Below are 23620 nucleotides of genomic sequence, written 5' to 3' on the forward strand. Positions count from 1 at the left end.
TGTTGGCACCAAGATTATTTTTTATTGACGCATCAATCAACAAAAATCCGGTCTGATTTGCTGGCAAAAGCCAGGCACTATGACCAGATGTTCAAGATCAAGCGATTGTGCGGTTCTGGCCCCTTCACGAAGCCGGCGGAACGGTTCATGCTTGAACAATGCTGAGGGCGCGCGCCAAGTATCGCGTAGCCCGGGTCCACAGGATGGAGATCGCCATGACAGCATGCATCGTCGGTTGGGCGCATTCGCGCTTCGGCAAGCTCGAAGGCGAGACGCTGGAGGGCCTGATCACCAAGGTGGCAGTCGAAGCGCTTGATCATGCCGGCATCGGTCCGGATGACGTCGACGAGATCGTGCTCGGCCACTTCAACGCCGGGTTTTCCGCCCAGGATTTCACCGCGAGCCTGGTACTCCAGGCCGACGACCGGCTGCGCTTCAAGCCGGCGACCCGCGTCGAGAACGCCTGCGCCACCGGCTCGGCGGCAGTCAGGCAAGGCATCCGCGCCATCGACGCCAATGCCGCCCGTATCGTGCTGGTGGTCGGCGCCGAGCAGATGACGACGACGCCCGGTCCCGAGATCGGCAAGAACCTGCTCAAGGCCTCGTATCTGCCGGAGGACGGTGACACGCCGGCAGGCTTCGCCGGCGTCTTCGGCAAGATCGCCCAAGCCTATTTCCAGCGCTACGGCGATCAGTCGGATGCGCTGGCGATGATCGCCGCCAAGAACCACAAGAACGGCGTCGACAATCCCTATGCGCAGATGCGCAAGGATTTCGGTTACGAGTTCTGCCGGCAGGAAAGCGAAAAAAACCCCTTCGTCGCCGGTCCGCTGAAGCGCACGGACTGCTCGCTGGTCTCAGACGGCGCCGCCGCGCTTGTCCTTGCTGATACGGCCACGGCGCTGAAGATGCGCCGCGCCGTCGCCTTTCGCGCCAATGAGCATGTGCAGGATTTCCTGCCGATGTCGAAGCGCGACATTCTCGCCTTCGAGGGCTGTGAGCAGGCCTGGAACCAGGCGCTGAAGCAGGCGGGCGTGACGCTCGGCGACCTTTCCTTTGTCGAGACGCATGACTGCTTCACCATCGCCGAACTGATCGAGTATGAGGCGATGGGCCTGGCCAAGCCCGGCGAGGGCGCCAAGCTGGCCCTGGATGGCGAGACGGCGAAGAATGGAAGGTTGCCGGTCAATCCGTCGGGCGGGCTGAAGGCCAAGGGCCACCCGATCGGTGCCACCGGCGTATCCATGCATGTGCTGAGCGCCATGCAGCTTGTCGGCGAGGCGGGCGGCATGCAGGTGCCGGGAGCAAAACTCGGCGGCATCTTCAACATGGGTGGTGCCGCGGTCGCCAACTACGTTTCCATTCTCGACAGGATCAGATAAACCCGCCCGCATTTGCGGGAGGTGACATGGCAAATCCGGTTCTGGTCGAAGTCTTGCGCGGCGCAATCGTCGAGAGTGCCCATCGCGGCGCTGTTGCCGTCTTCGACGCCGATGGCAAGCCTGTCTGGGAGATCGGCGACACGGCACAGCCGGTGTTCCCGCGTTCGGCGGTCAAGGCGATCCAGGCGCTGCCGCTGGTCGAGAGCGGCGCTGCCGATGCCTACGGCTTCGGTGATCGGGAGCTGGCGCTGGCCTGCGCCTCGCATTCCGGCGAGCCGCCACATGTCGAGTTGGCGCGCGCCATGCTGGCGAAGGCCGGCCTGGACGAGACGGCACTCGAATGCGGCGCGCATTGGCCGTCGAGCCATGGAGCGACGCTGGCACTTGCCCGCGCCGGCAGCGTGCCGAGCGCGCTGCACAACAATTGTTCCGGCAAGCACTCAGGCTTTCTATGCACATGCGTTCACAGCGGCATCGCCCATCGTGGTTACGTCAAGGCTGGCCATGCCTCGCAGGAGATGGTGCGCGAAGCGATGCAGGCGGTGACCGGTGCTGCCCATGACGCCGATCACCGCGGCACCGACGGCTGCTCGATTCCGACCTATGCCGTGCCGCTGCGCAGCTTTGCCCTTGGCTTTGCCCGCATGGCGACAGGTGCCGGCTTCGAGCCGGTGCGCGCCCGGGCGGCGAAGCGGCTGCTCTCCGCCTGCATGGCCGAGCCGTTTTTCGTCGCCGGCACGGGCAGGTCCGATGTTGCGATGATGGAGGCCGCGCCCGGGCGGATTTTCGTCAAGGGAGGCGCCGAAGGTGTTTTTTGCGCCGCCCTTCCGGAACTCGGCCTTGGCATCGCACTGAAATGCGACGATGGCGCCGGCCGCGCCGCTGAAGCGATGGTCGCGGCCGTGCTGGCTAAGCTGCTGCACGCCGACAAGATTGTAGCGGCGAAACTGGTCGAACAGGCAAATCCGCCCATCGAAAGCCGGATCGGCGCCAAGGTTGGCGCGCTCCGGCCGACGGCCACCCTCAACTGACGTGGTTGCGCTCGACGGTCAAATGCGCGTAGCCGGCATTGCCTGATGCGGCGAGATCGCCGGTCACCGGCTCGGTCCAGCGTTGGCCGACGATCGCGCCGTGCTGGACCCCGTCGATGACGTTGTCGGAGATGATTGCCGTCCCGGCACCTTCGACCACGGTGACGACGATGCCGGTCCCGGCCTTGCGGATGACGTTTCCCGTGGCGACCACATTGCGCATGAACGGTCCCCAGCCGATCTGCATGCCGTAGAGCGGCGCATTCTCGACGACATTGCCGGAAACTACGGTGTCTGCCTCGACGCTGATGCCGACGCCGAAGCCGGGCGCGTCGGCAGGGTAGGGGCCGCTGGTCGACAGATTGCGGACGATGTTGCCGGAGCAGACGCCCATGCGGCCGCCCTCGTTGAAATTGACGATCGAAATGCCGTTCGCGGCGCCATCGACAATATTGTTGCCGATGATCGCGCCTTCGAATGAGAATTCGGAATACACGGCCGTTTCGCCCGAGCGCGAGCAGGTATTGCCGGTGATCTGCACATTGCTGGCACTGTTGGCGCGGATCGCCGAAAACGCGCAGTCCGAAACAATATTGCCGGAGATGATGACGTTGCCGGTGCGGAAGGCATTGATGCCATTGCCGTTCTGGCCGGTTCCGCCGCTGCGCGCCTGGATGCGTTCGATGCGGTTGCCGCTGACGATGGTGCCGTCTTCCGCTGCCTGCCAGCGGTGCACGAGTATGCCGCCATTGGCGCAGTCGGAGACGCTATTGCCTGATATTTCCAGGCCAGCGGCCTCGACCGAATAGATGCCGGCGTCGGCCGCGCCGGATATCTCCGAGCGCTCGATGCGGCCCGAGGCGTGTTCGAGCGCCAGACCGTTCTTGCCGCTGCCGGTCATCTGGCAGTTGTCGACGACCAGATGGACGATGCGGCGCAGATCGAGCAGGCCTTGCGTGTAGTCGCCCATCCAGCGCTTGCTGCCGTCGAACACCAGCCCGCTGAGTTCGATATGCTCGGCCTGTTCTGCCATGATGAGATGGCCATTGCCGCCATAGACGATCCGCGATGCGCCCGGCACCCCGGACAGGCGCACGCGGCCGGGCAGCGACAGGTTGGAAACGATATAGGTCCCCGGCGGCAGGAACACCGGCATGTCGCGGTCGTGCGCGTCGCGCAACAGCTTGGTGAAAGCCTTGCTCTGGTCGTCAAGCGCGCCGGGCCGGACGCCGAGATCGGTCGCGTTGATCGCGCCGCGCAACGCGGCTCTCTCGATGCCGGGCAGGTTTTTCGCCGCTGCCTTACCGAGCGAAAGCCCCATGACGGCAAATCCGGCGGTCTGCGCAAGCAGCGTTCGTCTGTTCAACATCGGCACAGATTCCTTGTGTTCGACGGTCGCGCCGCAGGATTCGTGCCAGACAGGATCGGCCCCGACGTCGGTTCGCCGGCTACGGCTTGTGGAGTCGTCGCGTCAGGCATAAGTTCGTCGGATGAGCAGGGCCTTCACCCGCGAGGAAGACAGCGAAAACGCCATCGCTGGCATCGGCGAGCGGCCGATCAGCCATCATCGCAATCTGGTGACGGAACGCGGCCTGGCGCTGATCGACGCGGAGGTGGCCGCTCTGCGCGACGAACTGGGCAGAGCCGAAAAGCGGGCCGACCGCGAGCGCATCGCGCTGGTGTCGCGTGATCTTCGCTATTGGACGGCGCGGCGCGAAAGCGCCGAACTTTCGGTGCCGGAGCCGGGCAGCGACATGGTTCGCTTTGGCATGGGTGTCACGTTGGAAAGCGACGACGGCAAGAAGGTGCACTGGAAGATCGTCGGCGAGGATGAGGCCAATCCCGCCAAGGGGACAATTTCCCATGTGTCGCCGATGGCGATGGCGCTGTTCGGCAAGAAGGTCGGCGAAGTTGCCGTGGTCAATGGCAAGGAGTGGGAGATCGTCAAGCTCTCCGACAGTTAGTCTTCGAGCTTGACGACATGATCGCGGAAGAACGCCGCGGCACCAGCCTCGTCGATTTCGCCGGCGGCGACCATCATGACCAGTTGAATAATGTCCGCCTGCTCGGCTTCGATGCTCAAGCCATTGAAATAAAGGAACAGATCGGCCGCCGCGAAAGCAGTACGCTTGTTTCCGTCGACGAATGGATGGGTTTTGGCGATACCGAAAAGATCAGCGGACGCCAGCTCACAGAGATCGGGCTCGCCATAGATTTCCCTCTGCTGCGGCCTGTAGAGAGCCGACTCCAGCATTCCCTCGTCGCGGATGCCCGCTGCGCCGCCGTGGAGGCGCAGCTGCTCGGCGTGAAGCGCCTCCACGAATTCCCGCGAATGATGCTCGGTCATTTTGCGAGCGCGCGGTAGGCTACCTCATACTTCTTCATCCGCTCGCGCGCGATCTTCATCTTGCGCTCGAATTCTTCAGCAGTGTCCTCGGTGCGGCGCAGACGAAGTTCATCGCTTTCCTGAATGATGACGATGCTGTCGCCCGCCTTCAGGTTCATGCGGTCGAGAATTTCCCTCGGCAGGATCACGCCTTCGGAATTGCCGATCTTGCGAATGGTGGTGTTCATGGTGAGACATCCTGTTGCAACGCTGATTATAACTCTGCGTGTTTCTCGTTGCAACAGACATTATAACAAAGCGTCAGCCGGCCTGCAGCAGCTGGTCCATCAGCCGCTCCGCCGCTTCCGGGATAACCGTGCCGGGCGGGAAGATTTCGGCGGCGCCTGCCTGCCGGACTGCGTCGTAATCCTGTGGTGGAATGACGCCGCCGGCGACGATCAGCATGTCGTCGCGGCCGAGCTTCTTCAGCGCAAGTTTGAGTTCGGGAATAAGCGTCAAATGGCCCGCAGCCAGCGACGAGGCGCCGACGATGTGCACGTCATGCTCGACGGCCAGCCTGGCGATCTCTTCCGGCGTCTGGAACATCGGCCCGACGGTGACGTCGAAGCCTAGGTCGGCAAAGGCGGTGGCGATCACTTTCTGGCCGCGATCATGGCCGTCTTGGCCCATCTTGGCGACCAGAATGCGCGGCCTGCCGCCCGACTTCTCCTCGAACGCCACGATCTTGTCCTGCAGCCGATCGACCACTGGACTGTGACCAAGCGCGTTGCGATAGACGCCGGAGATCGTCTGCACCGAGGCGACATGGCGGCCGAAGACTTTTTCCAGCGCCAGCGAAATCTCGCCGACCGTGGCGTTGGCGCGCGCCGCCCGGATGGCGAATTCCAGCAGGTTTCCGTTACTCCCGGCAGCACGGGTCAGCGCATCGAGCGCGCTCTCGACGGCAGCGACGTCACGCGTGCCTTTCAGCCGCTGCAGCTTCGACAATTGCCGTGCCCTGACCTCGGCATTGTCGATCCTCAGCACGTCGACTTCGATGTCCGTCCCGGGCTGGTGGGCATTGACGCCGACCACGGCCTGTTCGCCTGAATCGATGCGCGCCTGGGTGCGCGCGGCAGCCTCTTCGATGCGCAGCTTCGGTAGGCCCTTTTCGATTGCCGCGGCCATGCCGCCGAGGCTCTCGACCTCCTCGATATGCGCAAGCGCACGCGCCGCCAGGTCATGCGTCAACCGTTCGACATAGGCGGAGCCGCCCCACGGGTCGATAATGCGCGTCGTGCCGGACTCCTTCTGCAGGATGAGCTGTGTGTTGCGGGCGATGCGGGCCGAATGGTCGGTCGGCAGCGCCATTGCCTCGTCGAAGGAATTGGTGTGCAGCGACTGCGTATGCCCTTGGGTCGCGGCCATCGCCTCGATCATGGTGCGGATGATGTTATTGTAGGGGTCCTGCGCCGTCAGCGACCAGCCCGAAGTCTGGCAATGGGTGCGCAGCGACAGCGAACGCTCGTCCTTCGGCGAAAAATTCTTCAGCATCAGGCTGGCCCACAAAAGGCGCGCTGCTCTCAGCTTCGCGACTTCCATGAAGAAATTCATGCCGATGGCCCAGAAGAAGGAAAGGCGCGGAGCGAAACGGTCGATGTCGAGGCCGGCCGCGACGCCGGCGCGGGCATATTCGATACCGTCGGCAATCGTGTAGGCGAGCTCGAGGTCCGCCGTCGCTCCCGCCTCCTGCATGTGGTAGCCGGAGATCGAGATCGAATTGAACTTCGGCATGTGCTTCGACGTGTAGGAAAAAATGTCCGCCACGATCCGCATCGAAGGTTTTGGCGGATAGATATAGGTGTTGCGCACCATGAACTCTTTCAGGATGTCGTTCTGAATGGTCCCGGCGAGATCCTTCTGCGCGACGCCCTGTTCCTCCGCCGCCACGATATAGAGCGCCATGATCGGCAGCACCGCGCCGTTCATCGTCATCGATACCGTCATCTCGTTAAGCGGGATGCCGTCGAACAACTGGCGCATGTCGAGAATGGAATCGATGGCGACGCCGGCCATGCCGACATCGCCGGCGACGCGCGGATGGTCGCTGTCGTAGCCGCGATGCGTGGCGAGATCGAAGGCGACTGAGAGGCCTTTCTGGCCGGCGGCAAGGTTGCGCCGGTAGAAGGCGTTGGACTCCTCTGCCGTCGAGAAGCCGGCATACTGCCGGATCGTCCAGGGTTGCTGGACATACATCGTCGGATAGGGGCCGCGCACGAAGGGCGGCAGGCCCGGATAGGTATCGAGATGAGGCAAGCCCTTGAGATCGCCCTGGTTGTAGAGATGCTTGATGGCGATGCCTTCCGGCGTCATCCGCTGATCTTTGACCTCGACAGGCGCCCGCCGTGGCGGCGACCAGGCGATCTGGCTGAAATCCGGGATCATGGTACCGCTCCGATCGACTGATCGATGCGGATCGGAAACAGCGGCTCGCACACCGCAACGCCTTCGTCGAAGGCAGGCCGCCGCGCCGCCGCCAGCGTCTCGACCGGACGCTCGGTCTTCGACGGGTGCAGCGTCGTGCCGACGATCGCCCGTTCGCCCGCCTCGTAGGCTGTGTTGCGGCGCGCGGAAGCTGCCTGGACGCGCCTCTGGATGTGGCCTTGCTCAAGGCTGGTCAGCACGCCGCCTTCCGCCTCGATCTGCTGGAACTCCTGCCAGGCCGCCGCGCAGAGCTCCGCAGTCAGCGCTTCGACGGCGCCCGAACCGCAAACCGGATCGGCGACGTGGTCGATGTGGCTTTCATTGGCCATGATCAGTTGCGCGTTGCGGGCAACGCGGCGGGCAAAACCCGCGGGCAGGCCGTGCGCGATCGTGTGCGGCAGGATGGCGATCGAATCCGCGCCGCCGGCGGCAGCCGCGAAAGCGGCGATGGTGGTGCGCAGGATGTTGCTTTCCGGGTCGGCCGCCGTCATCATCCGGAAGGAGGTTTCGGCATGGATGCTGGCAGTGGAGGGCGGTATCGAGCAGGCTTCCTGGACACGCGCCCACAGCCTGCGCAACGCCCTGACCTTCGCCGTCGATACGAACTGGTCCTGGTCGACGCTCAGCGCAAAACCGATATGCGGCGCCGCGTAGACGAGCGGCTGGCGCGCCTTCTCGAACAGCCTCAGATAGGAGACGGCCGAGGCGAGCATGGTGCCAAGCTCCTGCGCCTCGGTGGCGCCGGCATTGTGGAATACCCGCCCGTCGGCCTCCAGCAGCACGCCGGGCACACCCATCGAAAAGAAATGCGCCAGCGATTGCGGCATCGAAGCCTGTAAAGCGTCGATCGACATGCGCAGCCTGCCGGTCCCGGCAAAAATCGCCGCCGGATCGATGCCGAAGGAGAGGTTGAGCTTTGCCGGGTCGGAGCGGCGCTTGGTCAAAAACGCCACCAGCCAGTCGGCCACGGCGCGGCTCCAGGGATGGGCGTCGATGCGGATCTGGATGCGGTTGAGCGGCACGCCGTCGAGCACGCCCTCCAGCGCCTCCGCCGTCCTCGGCAAGCCATAGCCGAAGGCGTTCGGCGCACCCTCGAAGACAAGCGACAGTCCGGTGGCACCCTGCGCGACGTCTTCCAGCGCCTGCGCACTGGCGCGGCCTATGTCCGGATCGTCGATACGCTGGCTGACGATCCACGGTGATCCCGGGTTGGCGCGCACGACAGGCTCGGCGGTTACCGAACGCTCGTAGAGCGGTTCGATGCGGATGGCGTCGTCCGTATGCGAGACGAGCTTTTCCTCGAAGGACCCGCCGGCCAGCGCCTTCTCCGCCAGCGCCAGCCATCGTTGCCGGTCGGCGTTCGGAAGTTCGGCATCCTGGGTCAAGGCACCGGCGCCCATCCGTTCTCCTCATTCTAGCGGCCGCAGCGGCCAGCTACGTCAGTCTACGTTCCCCGGTCGCATATCACAATGCAGCGTACACGCCGTGCAACACGTCTTGCGTGACTGCGACCGTCAATCGATTGCCAAACATGGGCAGGCTCCGCAAGCTCCAAAAGCCATTTTCGACGACGCCCATTGTCGCTGCGCAATGGCCTCACTATACCTGCGGCGGGGCTCCCTTTTCTTCAAGGGATCAGGGCATTCAACCCTATAGGTTTGCGGAGACCGGGCACATGGCCGACGACACCAGTATCTTCATAGGAGCCAGCCGCAAGCCGGACGACAGCTATCAGCGGCCCGAACAGCTTTTGCTGCAATATGGCAATCGTCACGGCCTGGTCACCGGCGCGACCGGCACCGGCAAGACGGTGACCCTGCAGATATTGGCCGAGGGTTTCTCCAATGCCGGCGTGCCGGTGTTCTGCGCCGACATCAAGGGCGACCTGTCAGGTATCGCCATGATGGGGGCGGCGCAGGATTTCCTGGTCAAGCGGGCCGAGCAGGTCAAGCTCGATCCCTATGAATTCCAGGAATTCCCGGTCATCTTCTGGGATCTGTTCGGCGAGCAGGGCCACCCGATCCGCGCCACCATCTCGGAGATGGGGCCGCTGCTTCTGTCGCGGCTGATGAACCTTTCCGAGGCACAGGAAGGCATCATGAACATCGCCTTCCGCATCGCCGACGAGGAAGGCCTTCTGCTGCTCGACTTGAAGGACCTGCGGTCACTGCTTGCCAACATCGCCGACCGCGCCGAAGAGATCGGCGATCGCTACGGCAATGTGACGAAGCCCTCGGTCGGCGCCATCCAGCGCACGCTGCTGGTCCTGGAGCAGCAGGGCGCGGCCAATTTCTTCGGCGAGCCGGCATTGCGGATCGCCGACATCATGCGCACCACGCGCGATGGACGCGGCGCCATCAGCGTGCTCGCCGCCGACAAGCTGATGATGAATCCGCGGCTCTATGCGACGTTCCTGCTGTGGTTGATGTCGGAACTGTTCGAGGAACTGCCCGAGGTCGGCGACCCGGACAAGCCGAGGCTGGTCTTCTTCTTCGACGAGGCGCACCTTCTGTTCGACGACGCGCCGAAAGTGCTGATCGACCGCGTCGAACAGGTGGTCCGGCTGATCCGTTCGAAGGGCGTCGGCGTTTATTTTGTCACGCAAAATCCGCTGGATATCCCTGAAACCGTGCTGGCCCAGTTGAGCAACCGCGTGCAGCACGCACTTCGTGCCTATACGCCGCGCGAACAGAAGGCCGTCAAGACGGCGGCCGAGACGTTCAGGCCCAATCCCGATTTCGACTGCGCAACCGTGATCACGCAGCTCGGCACCGGCGAGGCGCTTGTCTCGACGCTGGAAGCCAAGGGCGTGCCGTCCATGGTGCAGCGGACGCTGATCCGCCCGCCATCATCGCGCCTTGGCCCGATCACGCCCGAAGAGCGCCGCAAGCTGATCACTGAAAGCCCGGTTGCGGGACAGTACGACCAGACCGTCGATCGCGAATCCGCTTTCGAGATCCTGCAGAAAAAGGCCAAGGACGCCCAGGAGGCACAGGCGCAGCAACAGGACGCAGGCCGTTCGCGCTGGACCATTCCCGGCTTCGGCAACGACGATCCCCAGCCGACCGGCGGCCGCCGCGCGCCGCGGCCCTCCAACCGCCAGACGGTGGCGGAGGCTGCGATCAAATCCGTGGTGCGCTCGGTCGGCTCGTCGGTCGGACGAGCGATCGTCCGCGGCATTCTGGGCAGCCTGTCCAGGGGGCGGTGAAGAGCATCGGACCCGAAGGCGGGCATCGGTGTTGGCAAATTCTGCCTTGGCATGGAGCGCCAGTAGCCAGATCTGGAGGACAGCGGACGGCGGCTATGCGCCATTTCGAGACCTTTCTGACAATCGCCGACAATGTCGCGCTTCGGACCCGAAGCCGCTTTCCGGCCAGTGGGACTCCGGGCGCCATCCGTCGTCGCGAATTCACGCCGTTCCAAATGGAGCGGTCTTGCGCTTGAGTCTGTGCTATGTTGGGCAGTGAAGGAAGGGGCAAGGTGAGCGAGATCCGCAAACTTGCGGCGATCCTGGCCGCCGATGTTGTCGGATACAGCCGGCTGGCTGGGTCGGACGAAGATCGGACGCTCGCGCGACTCCGGGCGCTCCGCAGCGATCTCATCGACCCCATCATCGCGGTTCACGCCGGTCGGGTAGTAAGCGAACAGGTGACGGAGCCCTCGTGGAATTCCGCAGCGTTGTCGATGCCGTGCGCTGCGCCATCGAAGTGCAAAATGGCATGGTCGAGCGCAACGTCGGCCTCCCACCGGAGCGCCGCATTGAATTCCGGATCGGTATTCATCTTGGCGATGTGGTCGAGGAGAGTGACGGCGACCTGATGGGCGACGGCGTCAACATCGCGGCCCGTCTGGAAGGAATCGCCGAACCAAATGGGATCTGCCTCTCAGGTGCGGCCTATGAACAGGTGCGCGACAAGTTGAAAGAAGAATTCGTCGATCTCGGCGACAAGGAGCTCAAAAACATTGTACGGCCGGTGCGAGCCTATCGTCTGAGCCTGAGCCAAAACGTGGCGAAGTTGGAGCTCGTCGCGTCGGCCGTGTCCGGCGGAAACCTGCCGCTTCCCGACAAGCCTTCCATTGCCGTACTACCATTCCAGAACATGAGCGGAGACAGGGACCAGGAGTTCTTGAGCGACGGTATCAGCGAGGATATCATCACCGCGCTGTCCAAGCTGCACTGGCTGTTCGTCATCGCCCGCAACTCGACATTCGCCTACAAGGGCAAATCGGCCGACATCCGCCAGGTGGCCCGTGAGCTCGGCGTCCACTACGTGCTCGAGGGCAGCGTTCGCAAAGCCGGCGACCGTATTCGCGTTACTGCCCAGCTGATCGAAGCCGCATCCGGGACGCATGTGTGGGCCGAGCGCTATGACCGCGCGGTGAGCGACATATTTGCCGTGCAGGACGAGATCACGGGAAGCGTCGTCGGATCGCTGGAGCCGCAGCTCTATGCTGCAGAGAACGTGCGCCTCAGGAAGCGGCCGACCGAGAGCCTGGACGCCTGGGGCTGCGTCGTGCGCGCCATGCCCTACGTGTGGACCTGGGTTGCCCGGGACAACGAGGTCGGTGTCGGTCTGCTCAAGCGGGCCATCGAGATCGATCCGGAATATGCCCGCGCCATTGGCCTGCTCGGCTGGCTTTATGCCGCGAGGGCGCATCTAGGGGTGGCGGAGCCTTCCGAGGTGCTCGACGGGGCACTCGCGCTCGGCCAGCGCGCGCTCGACCAGGACAATGACGATCCGTGGGCTCATCTCGTGCTCGGTTACGTCCACATGGTCGCGCGGCGTCCCAAGCCTGCCAGGGAGGCGCTTACCGAAGCGATCGAGCGAAACCCGAGCTTTGCCATGGCGCATATGGTTCTGGGCTCGAGCTACGGCTACGCCGGGATGGGCGCGGAGGGCGCCCGCCACGCAGAACTAGCGATGCGGCTCTCCCCACGCGACACGATCCAAGCAGCGGTGCTCTCGACGATCGGCACCTGTCATTTTGCGGCCGGGCGCATCGCCGAGGCGGTCGAGTTCCAGCACCGCGCGGTGCAGCTCAGGCGCGACTTCGGCACCGCATGGCGCAGTCTCGCGGCAGTGGCCGGGCTGTCCGGCGACCTTGCGCTCGCCGCTTCCGCACTTGCGGAGGCCCTGCGGATCCAGCCGAACCTCACGCTGGACTGGATCGAGCGCTATCATCCGATCGCCCCCGCGGAGCTTCGTGCGCTCTATGCCGAAGGGCTGCGCCGGGCGGGCCTAAGCTAATTAATCAACCTGGCCGTACAAAGCGACACCCAACAACCTGGCAACCGCCGGCTCGAGGCAGAACGACCGCTTGAGCCTCGAGGAAGATCCCGCCCGCGCTTTCACCAGCTCAGAAGATCGAATTTGTGATCGATTTTATCGGGCCGAGCAGGATCGATCCTTCCGGCACGCCGGCGTCGATCGGAATGGCTCTGCGGTTTGCTGTTGCCACCACCGGCTGGCCGACATCGGCTGTCACCACGACCGGGGTCTTGTTCGGCACACGATCGTAGAGATCGATAATGTCCTGGTTCATCAGGCGCACGCAGCCCGACGACACCGACTTGCCGATCGACCGCCATTCCGGCGAGCCGTGCAACCGGTACAGCGTATCCTGGTTACCCTGGAACAGATAAAGCGCACGCGCGCCAAGCGGGTTGTCCAGCCCGCCGGGCATGCCGCCGTTATCGGCGCTGTATTTTGCGAGCTCGGGCTGGCGGGCTATCATGTCGTCCGGTGGCGTCCATTTCGGCCATTTCTGCTTCCATTGGACCACCGCATCGCCCGACCATTCGAAGCCGGCGCGGCCAAGGCCGACGCCGTAGCGGATCGCCTGGCCGCCCGGGCGCACCAGGTAGAGGAAGTGGTTGGTCGTGTCGACGACGATGGTGCCGGGCTGCTGCCCGGTCGGATCGTCAACGATCTGGCGCAGGAACTGCGGGTCGATCTTGTCGACAGGTATGGCCGGCAGCTCGAAGCCGCCATCCGACATCGGCCCATACATCGTCACGTAATCGCCGAGCGCCGGCTCGACATAGGTCGGCGGCGGTGGCTCGACCGGCTGCTGCGACAGGGTGGTGCAACTGGAGACCGCGACCGAGGCGGCGCCAAGGGCTGCTGCGTTGAGGAAACCGCGACGGCTAAGGCGCAGAGAGGACGATTGGGGTGTGAACATGATTGCCTTTTTTAAGTCTCAAATCGCAACAAAGCGTGAATGCGTCCGATACGGCGCAGGTGCTTGAGCAATGCCAGTGCGATAGGCGGTTCCAATTCTGGCCGCAGGGTGGACAAACAAAGGCAAAGCTGTGACTGGACCGTACTGTTGCGTCGAGGCAACATGTCCGACCGTCAAACCCCGGAGATCAGACCATCGAGGGACGGCAGGATCAGGGCCGGTGGAAGATCCCGGTATTCCTCTGGCTGATTGGCGCGGTTGATCCACACCGTCCTGAAGCCGAACTTGGTGGCGCCGGCGACGTCCCAGCGGTTGGATGACTGGAAAGAGACGGCGCCCGGATAGAGGCGCCAGCCCGTGGTGACCATGTCGTAGACCGACGGATCGGTCTTGAAGCGCCTGACGCTGTCGACGGAAAAGACGTCGTCCAGGACCTGGTCGAGCGCGGCGGATTTGACCGCCGCTTCCAGCATCTCAGGCGAACCGTTTGACAGGATCGCCAGCCTTGCCCCCGATGCCTTGAGCGCCTTGAGCACGGCCGGTACCTCCGGATAGCAGTCCAGCCGCCAATAGGCCTCGAGCAGCTTCGCCCTCAGCCCGGCATCCGCGGATGGAACCTTGCGCAGGGCGAAGTCGAGGGCCTGCTCGGTGAGCTGCCAGAAATCGGCATAGGCCCCCATCAGCGTCCTGACCCAGGAATATTCCAGCTGCTTGGCGCGCCAGATATCGGACAGCAACTGGCCGTCCGGCCCAATCTGGTCGGCGTGACGGCGCACGGCCGCATGCACGTCGAACAGCGTGCCATAGGCGTCGAAAACGTAAGCCGCGAACTGCATTCGACAGTTTTGAGGCCGCGTAAGGCAAGGCGCAAGCGCTGATTGCAGTCCGCCAGCCCGCTGGCCTCAACAAATCTCAGCCAAGCCGGTTGACGGCGGCCGCCAAAGCATCTTCCAATGCGCCGCAACAAGCATCGAACGGAACCTGGCAATGACACTGGCGACTGCGGCGCAATCCGCGACATGGACCTTCGTCGACGGCGACTGGTACGAGGGCAATGTTGCCATTCTAGGGCCGCGCAGCCACGCCATGTGGCTCGGCACCAGCGTGTTCGACGGCGCCCGCTGGTTCGAGGGCGTCGCTCCCGATCTCGATCGCCATGCAGCGCGGGTCAATGCCTCGGCGATCGCGCTCGGCCTGAAACCGACGATGAGCACTGACAAGATCGTCGGCCTGACCTGGGACGGGCTGAAGAAGTTCGACGGCAAGACGGCGGTCTACATCAGGCCGATGTATTGGGCCGAGCATGGCGGCTATATGGGCGTGCCGGCCGACCCGGCCTCGACGCGTTTCTGCCTTTGCCTCTACGAATCGCCGATGATCTCGCCTGCGGGGTTTTCGGTGACGGTGTCGCCGTTCCGGCGCCCGACCATCGAAACCATGCCGACCAACGCCAAGGCTGGCTGCCTTTATCCCAACAACGGCCGGGCCATCCTCGAAGCCAAGATGCGCGGGTTCGACAATGCGCTGGTGCTCGACATGCTGGGCAATGTCGCCGAGACCGGCACCTCGAATATTTTCCTGGTCAAGGACGGCCATGTCCTGACGCCGGCGCCGAACGGCACCTTCCTGTCCGGCATTACCCGCGCGCGCACGATGGCCCTGCTGGGCGAATACGGCTTCACGACGACGGAAAAGACGCTGTCGATCCGCGATTTTCTCGAGGCGGACGAAATCTTCTCGACCGGAAACCACTCGAAAGTCGTGCCGGTCACCCGTATCGAGGAGCGCAATCTGCAACCCGGACCGGTGGCCAAGAAGGCGCGCGAACTCTATTGGGAATGGGCGCATTCGACTTCGCCCGGCTGACCCCCTAAAAAGCGGCCGGCGCTTCGTTTCCGGAGTTGTTCCAGACCAATCCAGTCCTATGTTAGTCCGGTATCGACACCGGATTTTTCCACGAGGGAGTACGACCGATGGCTTTTGAATTGCCCGCCTTGCCCTATGATTACGAGGCCTTGCAGCCTTATATGTCAAAGGAAACGCTGGAATATCACCACGACAAGCACCACAAGGCCTATGTCGACAACGGCAACAAGCTGGCCGCCGAGGCGGGCATGGGCGATTTGTCGGTCGAAGAGGCCGTCAAACAGTCCTTCGGCAAGAATGCGGGCCTCTTCAACAATGCCGCCCAGCACTACAATCACATCCATTTCTGGAAATGGATGAAGAAGGGCGGCGGTGGCAACAAGCTGCCGGGCGCATTGCAAAAGGCGGTCGACAGCGATCTTGGTGGCTACGACAAGTTCAAGGCCGACTTCATCGCCGCCGGCACCACCCAGTTCGGTTCGGGCTGGGCCTGGGTCTCGGTCAAGGACGGCAAGCTGGCGATCTCGAAGACGCCGAATGGCGAGAACCCGCTCGTCCATGGCGCGACGCCGATCCTCGGCGTCGATGTGTGGGAACATTCCTATTACATCGATTATCGCAACGCCCGGCCGAAATATCTCGAAGCCTTCGTCGACAGTCTCATCAACTGGGACTATGTGCTCGAACTCTACGAAAAGGCCTGATCCGTTCCAGAAAAGCCCCGGCAGAACCGGGGCTTTTCTTTTTCAGCATCAGAACGACAGTTGCAAAATTTCACGCAAGCGTGAGGCGCAGCGTCGGAATTTTTAAGCCATCCTTGCCGTTTGTCATCGGGTGGGACCGCATCCAGAATTGCCTTCAACATGGAGCCAAGTGAATGAGAAAGCTTATCCTCGCCATCTCGATGCTCGCCTTCGCCGGTTCGGCGGCGTTTGCCGACCCGGTTGCTGACCGGCAGGCCCTGATGAAGGAACGTGGCAAGATCGCCGCCGGCTTGTCGAAAGTGGTCAAGGGCGAGACGCCCTACGACGCAGCTTCGGTGCTGACCGCGTTGCAGGCACTGCAGGCCAATGCCGAGAAATTCCATGCCGGCGTCGACACGCTTTTCCCGGCGGGCAGCGACACCGGCGACACCACGGCGTCTCCCAAGATCTGGCAGGACATGGCCGGCTTCAAGACGGCTGAAGGCAAGTACCTCGCAGACGTCAAGGCAGCGGTCGCCGCAGCACCTGCGGACGCCGAGGCGTTGAAGGCACAGTTCAACACCATCGGCGGCGGCTGCGGCAACTGTCATCAAAACTACAGGGTGAAAAAAGGCTGATGGCGGGCAATGCGCTTGCTGAAGAAACTTGCCGGCGCCGCCCTCGTTCTGGGCGGCGCGGCCGCGATTGCCGGCTGGTTCCTGTCGGCTCCGGTCAGGCTCGATGCCGCAACGCTGGCTGAGCTTGGTCCCGGCGACGCCGCCAGGGGCAAGCGCATCTTCTACGCCGGCGGCTGCACGTCCTGTCATGCCAAGCCCGGCTCGCAAGGCGACGCCCGCCTTCAGCTGGTCGGCGGCCTCGAGCTCAAGACGCCGTTCGGCACCTTCGTGCCGCCGAACATATCGCAGGATGCCAGGGACGGCATCGGCGCCTGGTCGGTCGAGGACTTTGCCAACGCCATGCTGAAGGGCGTATCACCGTCGGCCGAGCATCTTTATCCGGCATTTCCCTATACTTCATACGCGCGCATGAAGCCGGCCGACATTGCCGATCTCTATGCATTCCTCAAGACCTTGCCCGCGGTCGCCGGCAAGGCGCCCGCCAATTCGCTGGCATTTCCCTTCAATGTCCGACGCGGTCTTGGCTTGTGGAAGCTGCTCTATTTGAGTGACCAGCCGGTCGTTTCCTTTCCCGACGGCACGCCCGACCCGGTGCTGGCCGGCCGCTATCTGGTGGAAGGCCCCGGTCATTGCGGCGAATGCCACACGCCGCGGGACCTCGCCGGCGGCACCAGGAAGGGCCAGTGGCTGGCAGGTGCGGCCGCCGCCGAAGGCAGCGGTATCGTGCCGAACATCACGTCGGGCGAGGGCGGCATCGCCGATTGGTCCGAAGCTGACATCGCCAACTATCTCGAAACCGGCTTCACGCCGGACTTCGATACGGTCGGCGGCGCGATGGTCGACGTGCAACGGAACATGGCCGTGCTGACCCCGGAGGACCGTGCGGCGATCGCCGCCTATCTAAAAGCCGTGCCGCCGCATCCCAACGGCTATCCGGCTCGCAAGAAGCCGGCGAGCTGACGGCCGTTGCGTCAGCGGTCGCCGAGAAAGTCGAAGCCGGTTTCGAAGAAGTGATTGTAGTCGCAGGTCATTTCCTCGCCAGGCGCAATGTCGCGCAAGGCATAAGTCTCCTCCGGCTGCGAGACGTCGCAATTCGGGTCGTCGGCATGGTTCATGTAGCGCGCATCGTCGGCTTCGAAGACGATGTAGTTCGGGTCGCACCGGTCCGGGTAGGCGTAGCGGTCAAGGTAGGTTTTCACCGGCCCGGTTTCCCGCTCGTAGGTCGTCACCTCGATGCGGCGGTCGTATTTCGGGTCGAGCTTCCAGACCAGCGTGCCGCGGGGAATGTGGTTCTTGGCAAAGACGCCGATGCCCTGGATGGGCGATTTGTCGAGATAGACATCGACGAGCAACATGGCAGATCCCTGGGTGATTGAGTGTTGGCGGCGAGTGAAAAGGCCGCGCATTGGGTAGCGCGCGACCTTTGCAATTGCGAGCGGAAAATCAACTGTGCCTGCCCAGTATCCGAAGCCTCATAGGCGTCGCATGTCGAGTTAGCGCTGTTGCAGCGCCAGCCGGATGCCCAAGGCGCAATAGATGCCGCCGACAGCCTGGCCCTGCCATCTCAGCACCGTCGGGTTTCGGCGCAGGAAAGCGCCGAGGCCGCCCGCACCCACGGCGAAAACCACCGTGCTGACGAGGCCCAACAGAACAAAGATCACGCCCAATGTCGCCAGTTGAAGCATCACCGATCCGTTTTCAGGCCGCACAAACTGCGGAAGAAATGCAAGGAAGAAAAGCGCGGTCTTGGGGTTGAGAATCTCGGTCAAAACAGCCTGCCGAAATGCTTTGGCAGCGGGGATCGCAAGTGCGCCGGCGGCCGGATAGGCAGGCATTTTCTCGATGATCGCGCGAATGCCGAGATAAATGAGGTAGGCTGCGCCGATGTACTTCACTATGCTGAAAAGCGCCGCCGACGTGGCAATGATCGCCGAAATGCCGACGATCGCCATGAAGGTGTGAACCACGTCGCCGGCCGCGATCCCCGCGCCGGTCGCGATGCCCACCCTGGTTCCAGAGCTGGTTGCTCGCGCCACGGTCAAAAGGGTGGCAGGACCCGGGATGAAAACAAAGCCAAGCACAACCGCGACATACGCAATCAATGTGGCAAGATCGATCATTGGTGGGCTTCTCCGCAACTTTCATCCTCAATGAAGGCATGTAGCGGAACAGCAAGCAATACCTGCCTATCCGCGGTGTTCACGCGGCAAGCTCTGCCTTCCCTGTGACCTTGAGCGCAAAGGCATAGGTGAAGGCGATTTCCTCCAGCCTCGAAAACCGGCCGGAGGCGCCGGCATGGCCTGAATCCATGTTGATCTTGAACAGCACCGGATTCTCACCTGTCTTGCGGTCGCGCAACCGCGCTACCCATTTGGCAGGCTCCCAATAAGTGACGCGCGGGTCGGTCAGGCCGGCCAGCGCCAGAATCGGCGGATAGCCGAGTGCGGCGACATTGTCGTAGGGTGAATAGGCGGCGATGGTCCGGTAATCCTCCGCCGAAGCGATCGGATTGCCCCATTCCGGCCATTCCGGCGGCGTCAGCGGCAGGCTGGCGTCGAGCATGGTGGAGAGCACGTCGACGAAGGGAACTTCGGCGATGATGGCGCCGAAACATTGCGGCGCCATGTTGGCGACCGCCCCCATCAGCATGCCGCCGGCCGAACCGCCTTGCGCGACGATGCGGTCATGCTGCGTATAGCGTTCGGCGACGAGGTGCTGAGCGACCGCGATGAAATCGGTGAACGTGTTCCTCTTGTTCGCCCGCTTGCCGTCGTCGTACCAGCCATAGCCCTTGTCCTTGCCGCCGCGAACATGGGCTATCGCGTAGACAAAGCCGCGGTCGACCAGCGAAAACAGATTGGTATTGAACGCGGCCGGCACGGTGATGCCGTAGGAGCCGTAGCCGTAAAGCAGGCAAGGCGCCGACCCGTCGAGCGGCGTATCGCGGTGATGGAGGAGCGAGATCGGCACCAGTTCGCCGTCGGCGGCAGGCGCCATCAGCCGGCGCGTGACGTAGTGCTCCGGGTCATGGCCGGCCGGCACTTCCTGGGTCTTGAGCAGCACCCGCTCGCGGGTGCGCATGTTGTAATCGAAGACCTGCGCCGGGGTCGTCATCGACGAATAGGAAAGGCGCATGATCTCGGTGTCGTATTCGTAGGAGCCGGACAGGCCGAGCGAGAAGGCCTCCTCGTCGAAGGAGATCAGGTGCTCCTCGCCGCTCTTGCGGTCGTGCACGACGATGCGCGGCAGGCCTTCCTTGCGCTCGAGCCGGACCATGTGGTCTTTGAAGCCGATCACCGAAAGGATCAGCCGTCCCGCTTCGTGCGGCACCAGTTCCTGCCAGTTGGCCCGCACCGGATCATGCGCCGGCGCCGTCATGATCTTGAAGTCCTTGGCGCCGTCGGCATTGGTGAGGATGAAGAAGATGTCGCCGCCTTCCTCGAGCTCGTACTGCAGGCCGGTCTGGCGCGCCGCAACCAGCTTCGGCTCGGCGAATGGATCGTTGGCGCTCATGATGCGGTACTCCGAGGTCTCATGATCGTTGATGCCGATCATGATCCACTCGTTGGAGCGCGTGCCGCCGACATCCATGAAGAAGCCGGGATCAGTCTCCTCGTAGATCAGCCGGTCGTTTTCAGGACTGTCACCAAGCGCATGGAACAGCACTTTGGAAGGACGGTGGTTGGGGTCGAGGCGAGTGTAGAAAAAACCGTCATTGCCGGCATCCCAAACACCGCCACCGCCGGTGTCCGGAACCCTGTCCGCCAGATCGTTGCCGCCGGCGAGATCGCGGACACGCAGCGTGTAGAATTCGGAACCCTTGTCGTCGAAGGCCCAGAGCAGCTTGCTGTGGTCGTCCGAATGATCGACGCCGCCCAGCCGGAAATAGGGTTTACCCTCGGCCTCGGCATCGCCGTCGAGCAATATCTGCTTGTCGCCGCCGTCGCGCGCCGTGCGGAAATAACGCGGCTGCTGGCCGCCAAGCTTGAAGGAGGAGCCGTAGGCATAGGGCCCATCCTTCATAGGCACAGAGGAATCATCTTCCTTGATACGCCCCTTCATTTCCGCGAAAAGCTGCTTCTGCAGCTGAGCCGTATCGGCCATCAGCGCCGCCTGGTAAGCATTCTCGGCTTCGAGGTGGGCGCGGATTTGGCCGTCGAGCAGAGACGGATCCCTGAACATCTCTTGCCAATTGGTGGCCCTCAGCCAAGCATAGTCGTCCGTCCGCGTCATGCCGTGATGCGTGTCGAAGATCGGCCGTTTCTCCGGCTGCGGTGGGGTGGCGGTCGGAAACACTGGGGTTCTGGTCATTGCGTCTCGCTGTGGAAGTTACTTGAATAGCGAATGAACACGCCGCTCAGCGCGGGTTCAACGGCTATGATCTATTGTCGTGGTGGCTCGAGGGGACGGGCTGAAGGAGAGGACAATGAACATTTTTTCTCGGACTGTCGCGGCCCTTGCCGTCGCTGCGACGACCCTGGCCAATGCCGGTCATTCTCATGCAACTGCCTTTGCGGCTTGGCAAGTGGCCAATGTGCCGTTCGGCGACACACTCAATGTGCGCAAATATCCTTCGGGAGCTTCGCAGAAGCAGGCCGCCTATCCCAACGGGACGGTTCTGCAGATGACCGGCAAATGCACCGGTGGGATAAATCTGCTCAATCTCGCCAACCATTCGTACTGGCAGCAGAAACACAAGATCCGCAATCACTGGTGCCAAGTCTGGCATGATCCGGCACGGAACGGCCAGTTCGTCACCGGCTGGGTCTACGGAAAATACATCACTCCGTTTCAGTGACGCGGCACGCCGCTCCCGGCCGACGGCTCACGAGCAACAGTAATGCTTCGCAACCTATGATTTTACTGAATCCGCCGATTGGCCAGGCTGTAATGCTGCCGGCTGGATCAAGCATTGAGCTCTATTTACCTGCTGCAGTCTGTGTAATGGCTGCTTGCCGCCGCGTCAGTCGATGCTGGTCTGACCAGAAAAAACGGCAAGTTTACACTCTGCACGAAAGAGTGAAGCTGAATATGAAAGATTTGACTTGCATCGCTGAATAGAGCGCAAGAAGCGAATTGACTTACTTGACGCCAAGGCCCATTAAGGTGCCGCGACGCGAATCGCGGAGGCTTTTTCCTGCACAAGTTCGCGCGATGCCCAACTATCGAAACGGGCGCAAACAGAAACAATTCTCGTTGGGGCCTGAACGCCATGGATATTACCGAAACACCTTCCAGAAACAGTGACGCGCTGATCGAGCTTACCGCCGACGTGGTGGCCGCCTATGTCAGCAACAATCCCGTGCCGGTCGGCGAATTGCCGAACCTCATTGCCGATGTCCATGCCGCTTTGGGGCGCGTCGGCGGGGCCGCCGAGCAGCCGCCTGCCGACAAGCAGAAGCCGGCGGTAAATCCGAAGCGTTCGGTGCATGACGACTACATCATCTGTCTCGAAGACGGCAAGAAGTTCAAGTCGCTCAAGCGTCACTTGATGACCCACTATGATCTCACGCCCGACCAGTATCGCGAAAAGTGGAACCTGGACCCGAGCTATCCGATGGTTGCGCCCAATTATGCGGCCGCCCGTTCGCAGCTCGCCAAGAAGATGGGTCTCGGCCGCAAGCGCAAGGGACGCTGATAACCGGCTCTTCCGGTTTGACACTCAAACGGCGCCTGCGGGCGCCGTTTTGTACTATGGGGTCAAAGGTCGGACCCGCCATGCTGCCGGCAACTGCCGTCCGGTCAGGCGGTCTGCTTCAGCGCTGCTTCGGCGTCACGCTTGATGCGCTTGACCATCGAGCGAAGACCATTGGCGCGCTGCGGCGACAGGTGCTCGTCAAGTCCGAGCGCCTTCAATGTGGCCTCCGCGTCGGTCCTCTGGATTTCGCTGGCCGGCCGTCCCGAAAACAGCGCCAGCATGATGGCGACCAGACCGCGCACGATATGGGCGTCGGAATCGCCCTTGAAGGTGATAACGGGGTCGGGACCACCGCCCTGTTCGGTGGTCAACCAGACCTGGCTGACGCAGCCGGGCACCTTGTTGGCCGGTATGCGTTGCTCGTCGGGAAACGGCGGCAGCGCTTCACCCAGTTCAATCACATAGCGATAGCGGTCTTCCCACTCGTCGAGCAGGGAAAAGTCGTCGCGGATGGTCTGGATCATCGTGGTCATCACCCCGGATATAGTCATCCGGCACTGCCACGTCACGGAAAAAGAGGAGAAACTCCGCAGGCGCCGAGAGCGGGGAGCCTTGCGGTCTGGCGACGAATTCGGCCGAAACCGTCTCAGTTCTTCGCCGGCAAGTGCAGTTTCGCCGGCAGATCGACTTTCGCCGGCAAGACGATTTCCTCGGGCACGCTGCCGGTGGTCGTCACCGTATCTGGTTCAGGGGTCTTGTCGTCCAGCATGGCGGCCGCGATCTTGGCGGTCTCCTTTGCCCTTGCGGTAATTGTGTGCATTGCCGATTTGCCGGTCTCGCAGACGTCCGGCTTGCGCTCGCAGATGCCGGCGATGTCGCCGACGGCTTCGCGCGCCGCAAACAGCGCCTGTAGCGGCCCGACGCTTTCGCGGCCCGCATCATCGGCGCCGACACCCAGCGGCAGCGCCAGAAGCACGAGCGAAAACCAGAAAGCAGCTCTTATCAGAAAGCCCATCTGTCTGTCCTTTATGACGGTCATGCCTCCGAACCACACGACCCTTGTACCGCGATACTGGCACAGACGCGCAAAGGACGGCTTGTCCCGAAAGCAACAGTTTTCCTCAAATTTTAGGCAGATTCGAAACGAAGCGTTTTGAAGTTCATTTTCCTCGAATGGTTCATATTTCATTCAGCAAATGATTACCATATAATACGCTGTTTTTACTCGTTATTTTTTGCATTGGTGACAGTTTGATGCGATTGGCCGCAAGCTTAGGCGCGGGTGGTCTGGATAACGCTCCGTTTACTATGGCGGCAATTGCCCCGGTTTTTCCCCACCGGTATCCCGATATTTGCAGCCTGCCGGGGGACGATCGGCGCAGCCTTATC

General features: G+C 62.6%; 22 protein-coding genes and 1 pseudogene. 11 read left to right on the plus strand and 12 right to left on the minus strand.

All coding sequences use genetic code 11. The annotated features are described in order from the left end of the window. The first annotated feature begins 215 nt into the window (after positions 1-215). A complete protein-coding gene (locus NKJ35_RS11885) occupies positions 216-1382 on the plus strand; it encodes an acetyl-CoA acetyltransferase (RefSeq protein WP_352647179.1) in 1167 nt (388 codons plus the stop codon). 26 nt (positions 1383-1408) lie between these two features. Next, positions 1409-2413 (plus strand): asparaginase, encoded by a 1005-nt coding sequence (locus tag NKJ35_RS11890; RefSeq protein WP_352647181.1) that lies wholly within the window; start codon positions 1409-1411, stop codon positions 2411-2413. Here the strand turns inward: NKJ35_RS11890 and NKJ35_RS11895 are convergent. Then, the gene (locus NKJ35_RS11895; protein WP_352647183.1) at positions 2406-3782 is read right to left on the minus strand and encodes a TIGR03808 family TAT-translocated repetitive protein; all 1377 of its coding nucleotides are present in this window, start codon (positions 3780-3782) and stop codon (positions 2406-2408) included. The genes NKJ35_RS11890 and NKJ35_RS11895 overlap by 8 nt on opposite strands. A 121-nt stretch (positions 3783-3903) precedes the next feature. Here NKJ35_RS11895 and NKJ35_RS11900 point away from each other — a divergent pair, with 121 nt between their 5' ends. Further along, positions 3904-4377, plus strand: a complete 474-nt coding sequence (locus tag NKJ35_RS11900) for a GreA/GreB family elongation factor (RefSeq protein ID WP_254819923.1) — start codon at positions 3904-3906, stop codon at positions 4375-4377. Here the strand turns inward: NKJ35_RS11900 and NKJ35_RS11905 are convergent. The 4 genes from NKJ35_RS11905 to NKJ35_RS11920 form a co-directional block, all read right to left on the minus strand. Then, on the minus strand, positions 4374-4760 hold the full coding sequence (locus tag NKJ35_RS11905; protein ID WP_352647185.1) for a type II toxin-antitoxin system death-on-curing family toxin: 387 nt from the start codon (positions 4758-4760) through the stop codon (positions 4374-4376). The two genes, NKJ35_RS11900 and NKJ35_RS11905, sit on opposite strands and share 4 nt — an antisense overlap. Then, positions 4757-4987, minus strand: a complete 231-nt coding sequence (locus NKJ35_RS11910) for an AbrB/MazE/SpoVT family DNA-binding domain-containing protein (protein WP_352647187.1) — start codon at positions 4985-4987, stop codon at positions 4757-4759. Before NKJ35_RS11910 ends, NKJ35_RS11905 begins: the two co-directional genes overlap by 4 nt. A gap of 73 nt (positions 4988-5060) precedes the next feature. Continuing rightward, positions 5061-7184: a methylmalonyl-CoA mutase gene (gene scpA, locus NKJ35_RS11915; protein WP_352647189.1), complete on the minus strand. Its 2124-nt coding sequence runs from the start codon at positions 7182-7184 to the stop codon at positions 5061-5063. After that, a complete protein-coding gene (locus NKJ35_RS11920) occupies positions 7181-8623 on the minus strand; it encodes a methylmalonyl-CoA mutase subunit beta (protein WP_352647191.1) in 1443 nt (480 codons plus the stop codon). Before NKJ35_RS11920 ends, scpA begins: the two co-directional genes overlap by 4 nt. A gap of 275 nt (positions 8624-8898) precedes the next feature. Here NKJ35_RS11920 and NKJ35_RS11925 point away from each other — a divergent pair, with 275 nt between their 5' ends. Together NKJ35_RS11925 and NKJ35_RS11930 are read left to right on the plus strand one after the other, a co-directional pair. Next, on the plus strand, positions 8899-10431 hold the full coding sequence (locus tag NKJ35_RS11925) for a helicase HerA-like C-terminal domain-containing protein (RefSeq protein ID WP_352647193.1): 1533 nt from the start codon (positions 8899-8901) through the stop codon (positions 10429-10431). A gap of 272 nt (positions 10432-10703) precedes the next feature. Continuing rightward, positions 10704-12472: pseudogene (locus NKJ35_RS11930) on the plus strand (adenylate/guanylate cyclase domain-containing protein). Between the two features lie 109 nt (positions 12473-12581). On the opposite strand, the gene NKJ35_RS11935 reads toward NKJ35_RS11930, so the two are convergent. Next, positions 12582-13406 carry a L,D-transpeptidase gene (locus NKJ35_RS11935; RefSeq protein WP_352479511.1) on the minus strand — a complete coding sequence of 275 codons (825 nt, stop codon included), beginning with the start codon at positions 13404-13406 and terminating at the stop codon, positions 12582-12584. Positions 13407-13579: 173 nt separating this feature from the next. Beyond that, complete coding sequence (locus NKJ35_RS11940) at positions 13580-14242, minus strand: haloacid dehalogenase type II (protein WP_352647197.1); 663 nt, start codon at positions 14240-14242, stop codon at positions 13580-13582. 151 nt (positions 14243-14393) lie between these two features. Here NKJ35_RS11940 and NKJ35_RS11945 point away from each other — a divergent pair, with 151 nt between their 5' ends. The 4 genes from NKJ35_RS11945 (at position 14394) to NKJ35_RS11960 (ending at position 17553) form a co-directional block, all read left to right on the plus strand. Next, positions 14394-15272 carry a branched-chain amino acid aminotransferase gene (locus NKJ35_RS11945; protein WP_352479513.1) on the plus strand — a complete coding sequence of 293 codons (879 nt, stop codon included), beginning with the start codon at positions 14394-14396 and terminating at the stop codon, positions 15270-15272. Between the two features lie 107 nt (positions 15273-15379). Continuing rightward, positions 15380-15976: a superoxide dismutase gene (locus tag NKJ35_RS11950; RefSeq protein WP_023677850.1), complete on the plus strand. Its 597-nt coding sequence runs from the start codon at positions 15380-15382 to the stop codon at positions 15974-15976. A gap of 173 nt (positions 15977-16149) precedes the next feature. Next, positions 16150-16593 carry a c-type cytochrome gene (locus NKJ35_RS11955; RefSeq protein WP_254819933.1) on the plus strand — a complete coding sequence of 148 codons (444 nt, stop codon included), beginning with the start codon at positions 16150-16152 and terminating at the stop codon, positions 16591-16593. Between the two features lie 9 nt (positions 16594-16602). Continuing rightward, entirely contained in the window at positions 16603-17553 is a 951-nt protein-coding gene (locus tag NKJ35_RS11960) for a cytochrome c (protein WP_352647200.1), read from the plus strand. A gap of 11 nt (positions 17554-17564) precedes the next feature. Here the strand turns inward: NKJ35_RS11960 and NKJ35_RS11965 are convergent, their stop codons facing one another. The 3 genes from NKJ35_RS11965 to NKJ35_RS11975 form a co-directional block, all read right to left on the minus strand. Further along, complete coding sequence (locus tag NKJ35_RS11965; protein ID WP_254819935.1) at positions 17565-17948, minus strand: SET domain-containing protein; 384 nt, start codon at positions 17946-17948, stop codon at positions 17565-17567. Positions 17949-18086: 138 nt separating this feature from the next. Continuing rightward, entirely contained in the window at positions 18087-18713 is a 627-nt protein-coding gene (locus NKJ35_RS11970; protein WP_352647202.1) for a LysE family translocator, read from the minus strand. A gap of 79 nt (positions 18714-18792) precedes the next feature. Then, positions 18793-20904: a S9 family peptidase gene (locus NKJ35_RS11975; protein WP_352647205.1), complete on the minus strand. Its 2112-nt coding sequence runs from the start codon at positions 20902-20904 to the stop codon at positions 18793-18795. Between the two features lie 115 nt (positions 20905-21019). Here NKJ35_RS11975 and NKJ35_RS11980 point away from each other — a divergent pair, with 115 nt between their 5' ends. Together NKJ35_RS11980 and NKJ35_RS11985 are read left to right on the plus strand one after the other, a co-directional pair. Continuing rightward, positions 21020-21391: an SH3 domain-containing protein gene (locus NKJ35_RS11980; RefSeq protein ID WP_352647207.1), complete on the plus strand. Its 372-nt coding sequence runs from the start codon at positions 21020-21022 to the stop codon at positions 21389-21391. 414 nt (positions 21392-21805) lie between these two features. Then, positions 21806-22231: a Ros/MucR family transcriptional regulator gene (locus NKJ35_RS11985; protein ID WP_023677844.1), complete on the plus strand. Its 426-nt coding sequence runs from the start codon at positions 21806-21808 to the stop codon at positions 22229-22231. 104 nt (positions 22232-22335) lie between these two features. Here the strand turns inward: NKJ35_RS11985 and NKJ35_RS11990 are convergent, their stop codons facing one another. Together NKJ35_RS11990 and NKJ35_RS11995 are read right to left on the minus strand one after the other, a co-directional pair. Then, a complete protein-coding gene (locus tag NKJ35_RS11990; RefSeq protein ID WP_254819994.1) occupies positions 22336-22764 on the minus strand; it encodes a SufE family protein in 429 nt (142 codons plus the stop codon). A 113-nt stretch (positions 22765-22877) separates the two neighbouring features. Beyond that, the gene (locus NKJ35_RS11995) at positions 22878-23246 is read right to left on the minus strand and encodes a DUF5330 domain-containing protein (RefSeq protein WP_352647411.1); all 369 of its coding nucleotides are present in this window, start codon (positions 23244-23246) and stop codon (positions 22878-22880) included. Positions 23247-23620 lie beyond the last annotated feature (374 nt).

It is taken from the genome of Mesorhizobium sp. M0136 (genome assembly GCF_040322515.1).
In the GTDB taxonomy this organism is placed as follows: domain Bacteria; phylum Pseudomonadota; class Alphaproteobacteria; order Rhizobiales; family Rhizobiaceae; genus Mesorhizobium.

Excerpts from the sequence above, each read along its gene's own strand:
- scpA (WP_352647189.1), bottom strand. The coding sequence starts at position 7,184 with ATGATCCCGGATTTCAGCCAGATCGCCTGGTCGCCGCCACGGCGGGCG.
- NKJ35_RS11940 (WP_352647197.1), bottom strand. The coding sequence starts at position 14,242 with ATGCAGTTCGCGGCTTACGTTTTCGACGCCTATGGCACGCTGTTCGAC.
- NKJ35_RS11975 (WP_352647205.1), bottom strand. The coding sequence starts at position 20,904 with ATGACCAGAACCCCAGTGTTTCCGACCGCCACCCCACCGCAGCCGGAG.
- NKJ35_RS11885 (WP_352647179.1), top strand. The coding sequence starts at position 216 with ATGACAGCATGCATCGTCGGTTGGGCGCATTCGCGCTTCGGCAAGCTC.
- NKJ35_RS11925 (WP_352647193.1), top strand. The coding sequence starts at position 8,899 with ATGGCCGACGACACCAGTATCTTCATAGGAGCCAGCCGCAAGCCGGAC.
- NKJ35_RS11890 (WP_352647181.1), top strand. The coding sequence starts at position 1,409 with ATGGCAAATCCGGTTCTGGTCGAAGTCTTGCGCGGCGCAATCGTCGAG.
- NKJ35_RS11995 (WP_352647411.1), bottom strand. The coding sequence starts at position 23,246 with ATGGGCTTTCTGATAAGAGCTGCTTTCTGGTTTTCGCTCGTGCTTCTG.
- NKJ35_RS11980 (WP_352647207.1), top strand. The coding sequence starts at position 21,020 with ATGAACATTTTTTCTCGGACTGTCGCGGCCCTTGCCGTCGCTGCGACG.
- NKJ35_RS11960 (WP_352647200.1), top strand. The coding sequence starts at position 16,603 with ATGCGCTTGCTGAAGAAACTTGCCGGCGCCGCCCTCGTTCTGGGCGGC.
- NKJ35_RS11950 (WP_023677850.1), top strand. The coding sequence starts at position 15,380 with ATGGCTTTTGAATTGCCCGCCTTGCCCTATGATTACGAGGCCTTGCAG.
- NKJ35_RS11900 (WP_254819923.1), top strand. The coding sequence starts at position 3,904 with ATGAGCAGGGCCTTCACCCGCGAGGAAGACAGCGAAAACGCCATCGCT.
- NKJ35_RS11895 (WP_352647183.1), bottom strand. The coding sequence starts at position 3,782 with ATGTTGAACAGACGAACGCTGCTTGCGCAGACCGCCGGATTTGCCGTC.
- NKJ35_RS11945 (WP_352479513.1), top strand. The coding sequence starts at position 14,394 with ATGACACTGGCGACTGCGGCGCAATCCGCGACATGGACCTTCGTCGAC.
- NKJ35_RS11905 (WP_352647185.1), bottom strand. The coding sequence starts at position 4,760 with ATGACCGAGCATCATTCGCGGGAATTCGTGGAGGCGCTTCACGCCGAG.
- NKJ35_RS11965 (WP_254819935.1), bottom strand. The coding sequence starts at position 17,948 with ATGTTGCTCGTCGATGTCTATCTCGACAAATCGCCCATCCAGGGCATC.
- NKJ35_RS11985 (WP_023677844.1), top strand. The coding sequence starts at position 21,806 with ATGGATATTACCGAAACACCTTCCAGAAACAGTGACGCGCTGATCGAG.
- NKJ35_RS11955 (WP_254819933.1), top strand. The coding sequence starts at position 16,150 with ATGAGAAAGCTTATCCTCGCCATCTCGATGCTCGCCTTCGCCGGTTCG.
- NKJ35_RS11920 (WP_352647191.1), bottom strand. The coding sequence starts at position 8,623 with ATGGGCGCCGGTGCCTTGACCCAGGATGCCGAACTTCCGAACGCCGAC.
- NKJ35_RS11970 (WP_352647202.1), bottom strand. The coding sequence starts at position 18,713 with ATGATCGATCTTGCCACATTGATTGCGTATGTCGCGGTTGTGCTTGGC.
- NKJ35_RS11990 (WP_254819994.1), bottom strand. The coding sequence starts at position 22,764 with ATGACCACGATGATCCAGACCATCCGCGACGACTTTTCCCTGCTCGAC.
- NKJ35_RS11935 (WP_352479511.1), bottom strand. The coding sequence starts at position 13,406 with ATGTTCACACCCCAATCGTCCTCTCTGCGCCTTAGCCGTCGCGGTTTC.
- NKJ35_RS11910 (WP_352647187.1), bottom strand. The coding sequence starts at position 4,987 with ATGAACACCACCATTCGCAAGATCGGCAATTCCGAAGGCGTGATCCTG.